Genomic DNA, 10,910 nt, shown 5'->3' on the forward strand with positions numbered 1-10,910 from the left:
TACAATGAGATCGCGCGCCGGCAGCGTCAGATGGGTATAAGAGACGGGGGGGTGGGGGTCCGTCGGTGACGCACACAACGACCCCCACCCTCGATCCCTCCCCTCAAGGGGGAGGGAGGCGATAGAGCCGCCAAATTTGGGGAAACTATCGCTTCATCGCCGCCGCACGCGCGCGGCGCAGGGTTTCGGCATATTCGGGATTGAAGCGCACCTCGGCCATCTTGATGCCGACGTCGAGCCGCTTGGCGACGATGACATCCGCCGGATTGGCGCGTAAGAGGTCGAGCCCGCGGTTGAGGTGCATTTCCAGCGCCTGGCCCGACTGTAGCCAGGTCTGCTCGAAGATGGCGTTGAGGGCGAGCGAATCCTTGCAGTCGCGGAGCGTCGCCAGCAGGTACATGCCGTTGAGCGCGGCCAGCAGCTGGTCGGGATCCAGCCGGTCGGAGCCCTCGCGCCCGCGCCGCATGGCGCCGTTGAGGTCGGGCAGGATATTCCTGAGGCGCGGCTCCATGCGCTCGGAGACCCGGCGCGTCAGCCGGCCGAGGATCATGCCCCAGCGCCCGCTGCGCTCCAGCTCCACATGGCTGGTGATGGCCCGCGCCAGCCGGTGGAAGCGCTCGAGCGCCCGGCAGACGAGGTCGATGTCGGCGAAGGGACCGGAAGGTTGCAGAAGGTGAAGCTGGTTCTGCGCGTGCGCCAGCATCGCATCGATCACCGGGGCAAAGCCGGCGCGCGTCACCGCCGCTTCCGCCGCCGAGCCCGAAATCTTCAAGACCGCCGAGGCGAGGCGCGTCGGATTGGCGATCTGCCCCATCGCCGCGTGCATCAGGAAGGCCGCGGCCATTTTGTCCTGCTTGGGCATGGACTGGAGCGCGGCCACCAGCCCCGCTTCCTCGGCGAGGCCGTTGATGGCGCGGCCGAACACCTGCGCCTTGTCGAGCAGCGCACGGTTGCGCAGCGCTCCCAGCACGGTCGGCAGGCGCTCGAACACGTCGTCGCCGCCCAGCTGCACGCGCAGCCGCCGGCGCGCGTCGTCGTCGCGGTCGGCCTGCGCCACCGCGTCGCCAGCCTTGGCCAGCAGTTGCGGCAGCACGGCCTCGAGGTCTCCGGCCGTCAGCGAACCGTCCTCGACGCGCGAAAAATCGATGTCGCTGCCGGCGATATCGCGCGCGAACCACACCCAGGCGGCCGCGGCGTGACCACGCGCGACCGATCCGTCGAAGGTGAAATCCACCGGCTCCTCGACGAGGACCGGCTCGATCAGCCCTGCGAACGGCCGCGCCTGCCCCGGCCGGCCGCGAGGACCAGTGGCTTCTGGAACCGCTTCGGCGTCGACGGAGCTGCTTGCTGGAATGGACATGCGTCTAGGGGTTGAGAACGAACCAGCCCGCACACTAGCCGGGCTTGGTAAACAATCCCTATGTCCGATGGGTGGGATATACCGAGTCGAAGTCCACCGGTCCTCCCCACGAAAGCGGGGACCTCTGTCTGCTTCAGATAGAAACGGAGATTCCCGCTTCCGCGGGAATGACCTGGTGGGAGAACGACTTTCGGAGAAAAACGCCTAAGCGGCGCCCGAGACCACCGACCAGTTGCCCGCGACCTCGCGGCAGGCGGTGCCCTTGCGCACGTAGTCGGTGCCGCGCACCTTCACGGTGTGGGTGAACTCGCGGCAGTCGAGGTTGTTGACGCGCACATAGGGGCCGACGGCGACCGATCCGGTGGTGCCGGCGTCGCCCGTCCAGTTGCGCGGCGCGCCGGGGCGGCCGAACTGCAGCGCATAGAACTGGGCGCTGTTGGCCTCGGCCGAGTCCTTGGCCGTCAGCAGCGGCACAACGGCCGGATCGACGAACCCGCTCGAAACATTCGTCGTCTGCAGCGCGACCTGCGTGGTCTGCGACGGGCTCGGCAGGGACGGCGTCGCGATGGTCGGCTGCGGGGCAACGACAACCGGCTGGCTCTGGCTGACCGCCTGCTGGCCCATGCCGGTGCAGCCGGCGAGGGTGAGAGCGAGGGCGGGCAGTGCAAGTCTAACGAAGTTGTTCATTCGGGTTTCTCTAACGGTTTGAGACTTCTTGTTTTTGCATTACGGCGAAAGTGCGTCCGTGTTCAATATCGGGGCTACCCCTGTGGCGACTTCGTCATGCCGCCGACGCGGGCGGTCGGCAGGCGCAGCTCGACGCAGAGACCACCCAGGTTCGAGCGCTTCAGTTCGAGGCTGCCGCCGTAGACGTCGACCAGCTCCTTGACGATGTCGAGTCCGAGGCCGCTGCCCGGCGTCTTTTCGTCGAGCCTGACGCCGCGGCGCAGCACCTTCTTGGCGTCCTCCTCGGAAAGGCCGGGACCGTTGTCGTCGATGCGTACCAGCAGCGTCGTGCCGCTCTGCCCGGTCTGTCCGCGTTCGGCCGAGAGGCGCACCCCGACCTGTCCCTTCGACCATTTGCAGGCATTGTCGAGCAGGTTTCCGGCCATTTCCTCGAGATCGGCCTCGTCGCCGCGGAACCAGGGAAGGGACGCGTCGGGGCGCTGGAAGGCGATGGTGACGTCGGGGTGGATCTTGCGCATCACCCGGGTCAGCCGCAGCATGATCATTGTTGCATCCGCCTTCTTGCCGACGACCGACGTTCTCGCCGCCAAACGGGCGCGCTCGAGATAGGTTGCAACCATGGTGCTCATCTTCTCGCTCTCGGCGAGCACGATCTGCGAGAGCGGCCCGTTGCGCGCCGCGGCCTCGTTACGCAGCACGGCGATCGGAGTCTTGAGGCCATGGGCGAGGTTGCCGACCTGGTTGCGTGCCCGCTCGATGATTTGCGCATTGGAGCGCAGGAGCTCGTTGACCTCCTCGGCGAGCGGCGCGATCTCGCGCGGGTACGCGCCTTCGATGCCGACGCTGTCGCCCTCGCGCACCCGCTCGATGGCGTCGCTCAGCCGGTCGATCGGGCGCAGGGCGAAGCGCGCGACGATCGCGCTCATGATGGCGAGCATCGCGCCGACCGCGCCCAGCACGATGAAGGCCTGGCCGCGGAACTGGTCGACCAATCGCAGGATTTCCGACAGGCTTCCGGTGACGGTGATGCGGTAGGTCTGCGGCCCCAGCGTGATGGTGCGCTCGATGGCGCGGATTTCGGTGCCGAAGACGTCCTCGTAGACGCCCGTGCGCACGCCCATGGCGTTGGGCGGCTCGGAAATGCCCGGCAGGTCGATGCCGACGACGGAGGTGGAGAGATTGACGAGGTTGCCCGAGGCGTCGCGGATCATCCAATACCAGCCCGAGCGCGGGCGGTCGAAGCGCGGGTCGGGCAGGCGCACGTCCTCGCTCAGGGGGTCTCCCGTCTCGAGGATGGTGCCGGTCAGGCTTTCGACGTGGAATTCCAGCGTCTCGGAGAGGCTGGTGTCGAGGGCGCGCGAATAGAGTTCGGTGAGGAGGAAGCCGGTCGCGATCAGCGCGACGACGAGCCAGGCGGCCGACAGCCAGAAGAGCCTGACGGCGATCGATCCCTTGCGCAATCCGGGCAGGTTCACTCGGTGTCCAGCATCTGGTAGCCGAGCCCGCGAACGGTCTGGATGCAGTCCTCCGGCAATTTCTTGCGCAGGCGTCCGACGAACACTTCGATCGTGTTGCTGTCGCGGTCGAAGTCCTGGTCGTAAAGATGCTCGGTCAGTTCGGTACGCGAGATCACCTTGCCCTTGTGGTGCATCAGGTAGGAGAGGAGCCGCAATTCGTGGCTCGTCAGCTTCACCGACTGGCCGTTGACCGTCACCTTGCCGGCGCGCGAGTCGAGCCGCACCGGCCCGCAGACGATCTCGTTGGAGGCGTGGCCCGCGGCGCGGCGCACAAGGGCCCGCAGGCGCGCCAGCACCTCCTCCATGTGGAAGGGTTTGGCCACGTAGTCGTCGGCGCCCGCGTCGATCCCCTGCACCTTGTCGCTCCAGCGGTCGCGGGCGGTCAGCAGCAGCACCGGCGTCGTCTTGCCGGCCCGGCGCCATTCCTCGAGCACCGAGAGCCCGTCCATCTGCGGCAGGCCGATATCGAGCACCACCGCGTCATAGGGCTCGGTGTCGCCGAGGAAGTGCCCTTCCTCGCCGTCGAAGGCGACGTCGACGGCGTAGCCCGCCTCGGTCAGCGCTTCCTTCAATTGCCGGTTGAGATTGGTGTCGTCTTCAACAACCAGAATGCGCATCGGTGTCCCCCGCTTGCAGCCAGCCGCCGACTACCGGGCGTCCAGAACCAGGTTCTGCGCCTCGCCGGACGGGCTGAGCACGCCGATTATATACACCAGCCTTCCGCCCTGGTCACAGACCTGGACGTTGAGCACGGACTGCGAAGAATCGACCCCCGCGCTCGCCAGCACCTCGTCGAGCGACTTGATCTGCCCCGACGACACCGCCTCCTGGATTTCCCGGTTGCTCAGGCACGCCTGAGCGCTCGCCGGCAGCGTGCCGAAGCTCGTGAAAACGAGCGCCAGCACCGTGGCGAGAACGGGAAGCACCGAAGGTTTGCGCGTTTGCTGTTTCATGCCCGCAAGATAGGGGCAGGTTACTGAATGGGACATGAATGAGGCAAGCCCTTGGGCGGACAGTGCCAGACTAGCCGATCTTGTGAAGATCGACGAACATCACGGATTCCGCTCGTTGCATGTTCTCCCTGGTGTCCAGAGCGGTGAAGCCACATCTCTCGTAGAAACCGATCGATCGTTTCTTTGCGTCAACCACCACGAAGCGACAGCCGACGGCCGGGCAGATTATGTCTTTGGATATGCCGATCGACAGCTCAACCAGCTTGCTGCCGATCTTTAGGTTTTGCGCCTTCAGGCGCTTGTCCACGGCAAGCCGCGCTATTTTGACGGCAGGATATTGCCGGTATGGATAGTGAAGGCCATCCTCCGCCACCAGTCCGTCGGGGCCATTCTCGCCCGGATCGGTGACGATCTCTCCACACACAAGCGTAATGTACGCTTTGACGCGCCTGGGTTCGTCTTCAAGAAATACGCCGTAGGTGCGGGCAAGGCTCTGCTCGTGATGCTTCTTGGCATCCTTTTGCAGGTACGACTTCAGCGGAGTGAAATCCTCGTGCCCAAGCGAAAGGCCGGTGACGGTGTCACCGGCCTCGATCTGTCTAATCGTTATTTCGACCAATGAGCGCTCACTCGGCCGGCTGCAGCTTGATCGTCAGTCGGCCGCCGTTGGCAGCCATCGAACGCGACATTTCAACACCGCGCTTGGCAGATTCCTTGGCGGCCGCCTTGGGCTTGCCGTAAGTCACCTGCGCCTGAAACTTCTTGGCGTCCTGCTTAGTCAGCGTCACGCGGCCGAACGCATGCGATTTTATCGCCATGGGGCGCCTCCTATGCTTTGGTTGCGGACATATAGTATTCATCGTGTATCACATGCAGAGGGAAATTGACAATTTCTCTACCGATGTGGGCACCTACAAACACTCCGGAGAGTTCTGAGTTTTCGCACTTTAGTGGCTACCAGCCATCAGTCACGCCCCCGCCGCCCCCTTCATCCCCTTCCTCAGGAAAATGATCGCGATCGCCTCCAGCACCAGTTGCCCGCCGGACTGGCCGTCGAAGGCGGGCAGGTCGATGCCGAGGATTTGGGCGATGCCCGTCGCCAGCATAAGGGCGGCGGCGATGTAGGTGCGGTAGCCGGAAAGAAGGTTCATCAACTTGCTCCAGGGATTGGGAAGGGAAGGCGTCGGGCGCGTCAGACCGACCGCGGCCAGCGCCGCCTTGCGGACGGCCGCCACGCGGGCAGTCCAGCCGCGTCCGAAAACGGGGAAGGTCGAAAGACGCTGGAGGAAGGCGAGCCGCGCATCGCAGAGCGCTTCGACGAGGGCGGCCGTATCGCCCCTGCCCGCGTGCGCCGCGACGGCGCCGAGCGTCACCGGCCCCACCAGCCCGTCGGCAGCGACGCCTACGAGGCGCTGCAGGGTTTTCGCCGCCCGGTCGGGACCGGAATTGACCGCAAAGTCGAAGAGCGCCAGGTCGAGGCCCGGCGGCATCTCATCCGCCCGGCAGCGGTTCCAGTACTCGGCCCGGTAGATGCGCGCCGCCTCCGCCCGCGTCAGCGCCTTGACCTCGCCCTTGGGCAGCGCCGTCCATGGCGAGATGCCGCGCCAGCGCGCCAGGGTCTTCCTGGTGATGCCCATGTTCGTCGCCCCGCCGGGGTCGCTCGGATGGTCGGCATAGCCGCCCTCGTGGCGCAGCACCTCGGCGAGGCACGCCTCGAACCGCTCGTTAGCCATGGAAAGCTCCTAGCGCAGCGTGGCCGGGCCCGAATACCGGGCTCACCTGCGCGACAGTGAAAGGGAAGGTTGCCGGCGGGCCGCCGAAATCGGCGGCCTGCATGGCGGCGGTGTAGGTCCAGCCCGACGACGGTACGGACACCGCGCGCGCCGCCGCACTGCCGTTGCGGATCGTGACGACGTATGTCTCCGGCACATGTTCGAGCGGCGCATCGACCGCCACCCAGCCGTCCGCGTCGGCACGGCTGCGCCGTACCCAGGACAAGGCGATATCGCCATTCGCCAGCCGCCGAGCCCTCAGGTGCGCCGGCGGCAGCGGCAGCAGCAGGTCGCGCTGAAGCACCAACGGCTGCGCGCGTCCGATGAGGTCTGCCGCCCCGCCATAGACCCGCAGGTTCGTTTCGCTCTCCAGCCATTGCGGCGGCACGGCGATCGTCGTCGTTCGCCCATCGAGCACGATCACCGGGTTGCCGGCGCTCGCCGCTCCGATAGCCGGCCCCGTACCCGCCTGTCCGCGCAGCAGCCGCGTCAGCCGGTAGGTCGCGGGGGCAACCAGTTCGGCTTCGCCGAAGGCGACGACCTCCCAGTCCCCTGCATCGTTCCGCACCGCCACCATGTGCATACCGGCAAGCGCGCCCGTGTCGCCCACGTCGGCGAGATGCCCCGCGCGCAGCTTCACCTCGAGCACGCCGCCGAGGTCCCACACGCCCTCCGGTCCCGGCGATAGCGGCGAAACCGTCTCGCCCACGGTCGCACGACGCGTCACCTGCGCAAGGATCTCGCCCGTCGCCTCGTCCTCGACGCTGACCACGCCCGGCCAGGGCCTGGCGTAGGCGGCGAGCAGCAGCCGCGGGCGGTCCGGAGCTTCCGGCAGCGGCGGCAGGTGCGCACTCAGCAGCACCGGCAGGGCCCGCGCCGCGCCCACCGCCCCGCCCTTCGGCCGGTTGGCGCTGGTGACGATAGTTGCCGGCGACGGCAGCGCCCGCGCGCCGATCCGGCGCACGGTCCCGTCGCGGATCTCGGTGACCTCGAACAGGCCCTCCGCGACCTCCGGCAGCGCGATGGCGTCGCCGATTTCCAGCGCCGCTCGCGAGGGCGGCAAGGCGAACTCGACCTGTTCCAGCCGGTCGCCGCGCGCCGCCAGCATCGTCTGCGCCGCCCGCCGCGCCGCGCCGATATCGAGGGCAAGCGCGCTCGCCGCCCCGTCGATCCCATCGCCTGTTGCCGCGAGCGCCGTCACCGAGCCGGCGAGATAATCGCGCTCGCGGTCGACGAAATCGAGCACAAGCCTTCCGACGGCCTCGCCCGGGTCCGGCCGGCGCCGCACGAGGTCGGGCCCATCGCCCGCCGCCAGCTCGTCGCCGGCGACGACCATCCCCGCAGCGACCGCAACCCGCTGCACGCGGACGTCTTGCGCCCGCACCGCGACGCGCGCGCCCGTCGCCTCCAGCAGCGGCTCCAGCGCCTCGCGCGCCGAGCCCGGCCCGCCGGTCTGGTAGCCGGCGATCAGCGGCGCCTGCGGCTCGGCATCGAGCGTCACGCCATGGTCCGCCGCGATGGCCTTGGCCAGCTCGTCGCTCGCAAGCCCGCCCAGCCGTCCGCTCAGCCAGTGCCCGGTATGGTGGTTCTCCCCATCCGCCCACACGTCCGTCAGCGCCGGGAAGGCGGGATAGGGCCGCGCGTCCCAGGTCCAGAGATAGATGCGGCCGCTGTCGACCATCCCCTGCGGATTGTTGGCCGGATCGGACCAGTACCGCGCATGCGCGCGCAGGAACTGCCGCTGCATCAGCCCGTCCGGCGCGCCGGTGGAAAAATACGGCCGCCCGCCCTCGGCGCTCTTGGGATCGCCGAAAATATTGGGCTGGTTGGCCCCCTTGTCGACCGCGCCGCAGCCGAGCTCGGTGAACCACACCGGCTTTGAGCCCGGCACCCACGCCGTCGGCGTCGGCGAGCGCACCCCATCCGGCCGGTCGTGATGCGCGTTCGCCCACCAGGAGCGGATGTCCTTGAACCGCCAGATCCACGGCTCGCCATGCGCCCCGTCGCCGATCGGGGTGCGCGTTCCCGAAAGCCGGTCGGCTTCCGAGGCGTAGTACCAGTCGAACCCCTCGCCGCCGGCGATATTGGCTGCGAGATAGTCGAGGTCGTAGATCGAACCCTCTCCCGCCGCGTCCGCATGCCCACGCCCCTCGCGCCAGTCGGCGATCGGCATATAGTTGTCGATGCCGACCGCATCGATGTGCGGCGAGGCCCAGAGCGGATCGAGATGAAAGAACTTCTCGCCCGCCGGCTGGTAGCCGGAGTACTCCGACCAGTCCGCCGCGTAGGTTAGCTTCGTTCCCGGCCGCAGCACCGCCTTCATGTCGGCGGCGAGCGCCTGCAGGCCGGCGACGAACGGGAAGCTGTTGCCGGCCCCGCGCAGCGTCGTCATGCCCCGCATCTCGGAGCCGACGAGCATCGCGTCGACCCCGCCCGCCTCCTCGGCAAGCGCTGCATAGTGCAGATGCATCTGCCGGTAGCCGTTGGCGAGGAAGGCCGAGACTTGCGCGTTGATTGCCGCCGTCCCGTCCGGCGAGCCTGCCCGCCCCGGCGCCGGGTGACAGGTGATCCGCCCGCGCCAGGGATAGGCCGGCTGTCCTGCCGCACCGATATAGGGGTCCGGCAGGACATTGCCGTGCGGCACATCCATCAGGATGATGGGATAGAGCATCACCTCCAGCCCGCGCGCCTTGAGGTCGGCGATCGCGGCCTTCACCGCCGCGTCGGATGGCGTGCCCCCATAGGCCGGCCCGCCGCCGTGGGTCGAGATCACCGGCACCAGCGGGCGCCAGAGCCCCATCACGCTCCAGTACGTGCCCTCGACCTGCCGGTCGACCGCCTCGACGCGCGGCCCGACCTGGCAGTAACCGCAACGCAGGTCGCTGCCGAACCAGGCCACCACCAGCGCCACGCGCTTGAGGTTCGGGCAGAGCGCCTGCAGCTCGTCGATCGAGACGGTCCAGTCGCTCAAGGTTGCCGAGACATGCGCATTCTCGTTCGCCGTCTCGCCGGGCGAGACGATGCGCAGCCGCGGCTTCGGGTCGTAGCCGAACTCGGTCGCGCCGGGGATCACCGTCACCGCCGTGACCTGCGGCTCGAGCTCGCCGACGACGCGGCAGAGCTCGGCCGAGATGTTGGGAATGCGGTTGCCGAACCGGGCGAGCGGTAGCCGCTCGAAGACGATGTAGCAGGTGCCGCGATAGGCCGGCGCGCCGCTCTGCTGCAACGCGGCGATCAGCCCGTCCGGCTCCTGGCTCTCGCTTCCGTGATAGAAGCGCAGCGTCAGCCCTTCGGTGTCGAGCAGCTGCCCGTCGGCCCAGATGCGCCCGAGATGGCTGACCTCCCCCTCGCAGAAGGCGACAGCGAAGCTCGCCGCGACCTCGTCCTCCTCCGGCCGCCCGCCCAGCGCCTTGCCGCCGCGGCTTTCGCCCGAGATCTCCTCGAGCTCGGTGGCCCAGACGATGTTGCCCGCCAACCGGTTCCACCCGTAGATGCGCGGCATCCCTACGCCTTCGGACGAGCCCTGCAGCCGCACGTCGCTGAAGGGCCGCGACGGCTGGCTTCCGAAGAGCGCGCTGTCCAGAGCGCTCCCCGCCAGCGCACCCAGCGCCCGCCCGACGGTCGCGCCAAACGGTCCGCCGACCAGCCCGCCCACGAACTGGCCGGCCAGCGACAATGCCAGAGTTGCCATGGTGGCTCCCGAGGTGAGTTGCGATTTCAAAGATTGCGGCTGGCACCGCCCTTCTCCCCTCGTGGGAGAAGGTGGATCGCGCCCAGCGCGAGACGGATGAGGGGGCGCTCCCCTCCCCCTTGAGGGGAAGTGTTTACACGGATCGCTTTTGGGATTCTTCTGTGCGAAGTGATTTGCACGAGGAGGCGATGAGATGGATTGCCCTGGATGTGGCGGAACGGACCTGGTCAAGCGCGGCCGCAAGGCCGGGCATCAGCGCTACAGGTGCCGCGCCTGCGGCCGGTACAGCACCGACAGCCAGCCCAAGTTCAGTGCCCAGACCAAAGCCATGGCGATCGAGATGTACATGAACAGCATGGGCATCCGCGCCATCGCTCGGGTGGTCAAGGCATCGCCGGCCGCGGTGCTGACCTGGATCCGCAAGGAACATGCCGCCCTCCAGCAGCAACTGGCCGCGCAAAAGCCGGGCCCGACCGACGGGCCGGACATCATCGAGATGGACGAGATCTACACCTACGTCCAAAAAAACGCTGCCGGGCGGTAGTTTGGACTGCCTATAGCCGCCGGCGCCGCCGTGTGGTCGCCTACCATATCGGCGATCAGGGCGTTGCCAGCGCCATGGCCATCTACAGCCTGGCCCGGCAGGCCGTCGGTCAGATCGAGGCCATCTTCACCGACGCCAACTCCTGCTATCGCCTCGCCTTCGAACGCCATGGCGTGCCTGAACCCCACACCCAGACCAAGGCCCATACGCATCTGATCGAGTCCTCGAACGCCTCCATCCGCGACATGCTGGCCCGCTTCAACCGCCGCACAAAACGCGCCTCCAAGACAAAGGACATGCTCCAGATCACCCTCGACATCTTCTTCAACCGAACTGCACGCGTGAGTCCAACATGAACACTCCCCCCTTGAGGGGAGGGGCTGGGG

Annotated in this window: 11 protein-coding genes; 2 read left to right on the forward strand and 9 right to left on the reverse strand. The window is 67.6% G+C overall.

Translation table 11 applies throughout. From position 1 onward, the window contains the following. Positions 1–145: 145 nt before the first annotated feature. From VE25_RS17180 to VE25_RS17220, 9 genes are all read right to left on the reverse strand, one after another. Positions 146–1,360 (reverse strand): hypothetical protein, encoded by a 1,215-nt coding sequence (locus VE25_RS17180; protein ID WP_046109887.1) that lies wholly within the window; start codon positions 1,358–1,360, stop codon positions 146–148. Positions 1,361–1,564: 204 nt separating this feature from the next. After that, positions 1,565–2,047 (reverse strand): hypothetical protein, encoded by a 483-nt coding sequence (locus tag VE25_RS22015; RefSeq protein ID WP_052732055.1) that lies wholly within the window; start codon positions 2,045–2,047, stop codon positions 1,565–1,567. Positions 2,048–2,121: 74 nt separating this feature from the next. Further along, positions 2,122–3,522, reverse strand: coding sequence for a sensor histidine kinase (locus tag VE25_RS17190; protein ID WP_052732056.1), 1,401 nt, complete (start codon positions 3,520–3,522; stop codon positions 2,122–2,124). Further along, positions 3,519–4,181, reverse strand: coding sequence for a response regulator transcription factor (locus VE25_RS17195; protein ID WP_046109888.1), 663 nt, complete (start codon positions 4,179–4,181; stop codon positions 3,519–3,521). The genes VE25_RS17190 and VE25_RS17195 overlap by 4 nt, the downstream gene beginning before the upstream one ends. A 30-nt stretch (positions 4,182–4,211) precedes the next feature. Next, positions 4,212–4,517, reverse strand: a complete 306-nt coding sequence (locus VE25_RS17200) for a PepSY domain-containing protein (protein ID WP_152664661.1) — start codon at positions 4,515–4,517, stop codon at positions 4,212–4,214. A gap of 70 nt (positions 4,518–4,587) precedes the next feature. Next, positions 4,588–5,136: a GNAT family N-acetyltransferase gene (locus tag VE25_RS22020; protein WP_052732057.1), complete on the reverse strand. Its 549-nt coding sequence runs from the start codon at positions 5,134–5,136 to the stop codon at positions 4,588–4,590. Between the two features lie 7 nt (positions 5,137–5,143). After that, the gene (locus tag VE25_RS17210; RefSeq protein ID WP_046109890.1) at positions 5,144–5,335 is read right to left on the reverse strand and encodes a hypothetical protein; all 192 of its coding nucleotides are present in this window, start codon (positions 5,333–5,335) and stop codon (positions 5,144–5,146) included. Positions 5,336–5,485: 150 nt separating this feature from the next. Beyond that, the gene (locus tag VE25_RS17215; protein ID WP_083989022.1) at positions 5,486–6,250 is read right to left on the reverse strand and encodes a glycoside hydrolase family 108 protein; all 765 of its coding nucleotides are present in this window, start codon (positions 6,248–6,250) and stop codon (positions 5,486–5,488) included. Beyond that, positions 6,243–9,980, reverse strand: a complete 3,738-nt coding sequence (locus VE25_RS17220; RefSeq protein WP_046109891.1) for a baseplate multidomain protein megatron — start codon at positions 9,978–9,980, stop codon at positions 6,243–6,245. The genes VE25_RS17215 and VE25_RS17220 overlap by 8 nt, the downstream gene beginning before the upstream one ends. Before the next feature lie 193 nt (positions 9,981–10,173). Between VE25_RS17220 and VE25_RS23120 the strand changes: the two genes are divergently transcribed. Both VE25_RS23120 and VE25_RS23125 read left to right on the forward strand, forming a co-directional pair. Continuing rightward, positions 10,174–10,524 carry an IS1/IS1595 family N-terminal zinc-binding domain-containing protein gene (locus VE25_RS23120; RefSeq protein ID WP_052732059.1) on the forward strand — a complete coding sequence of 117 codons (351 nt, stop codon included), beginning with the start codon at positions 10,174–10,176 and terminating at the stop codon, positions 10,522–10,524. Between the two features lie 32 nt (positions 10,525–10,556). Then, a complete protein-coding gene (locus VE25_RS23125; RefSeq protein WP_046109892.1) occupies positions 10,557–10,880 on the forward strand; it encodes an IS1 transposase in 324 nt (107 codons plus the stop codon). Positions 10,881–10,910 lie beyond the last annotated feature (30 nt).

The sequence above is a fragment of the Devosia geojensis genome (genome assembly GCF_000969415.1).
Classification (GTDB): domain Bacteria; phylum Pseudomonadota; class Alphaproteobacteria; order Rhizobiales; family Devosiaceae; genus Devosia; species Devosia geojensis.

What these genes read in the sequence shown, in the direction of transcription:
- VE25_RS23120 (WP_052732059.1), top strand. Translation starts at nt 10,174, where the DNA reads ATGGATTGCCCTGGATGTGGCGGAACGGACCTGGTCAAGCGCGGCCGC.
- VE25_RS22015 (WP_052732055.1), bottom strand. Translation starts at nt 2,047, where the DNA reads ATGAACAACTTCGTTAGACTTGCACTGCCCGCCCTCGCTCTCACCCTC.
- VE25_RS17180 (WP_046109887.1), bottom strand. Translation starts at nt 1,360, where the DNA reads ATGTCCATTCCAGCAAGCAGCTCCGTCGACGCCGAAGCGGTTCCAGAA.
- VE25_RS17195 (WP_046109888.1), bottom strand. Translation starts at nt 4,181, where the DNA reads ATGCGCATTCTGGTTGTTGAAGACGACACCAATCTCAACCGGCAATTG.
- VE25_RS17220 (WP_046109891.1), bottom strand. Translation starts at nt 9,980, where the DNA reads ATGGCAACTCTGGCATTGTCGCTGGCCGGCCAGTTCGTGGGCGGGCTG.
- VE25_RS17215 (WP_083989022.1), bottom strand. Translation starts at nt 6,250, where the DNA reads ATGGCTAACGAGCGGTTCGAGGCGTGCCTCGCCGAGGTGCTGCGCCAC.
- VE25_RS17210 (WP_046109890.1), bottom strand. Translation starts at nt 5,335, where the DNA reads ATGGCGATAAAATCGCATGCGTTCGGCCGCGTGACGCTGACTAAGCAG.
- VE25_RS17200 (WP_152664661.1), bottom strand. Translation starts at nt 4,517, where the DNA reads ATGAAACAGCAAACGCGCAAACCTTCGGTGCTTCCCGTTCTCGCCACG.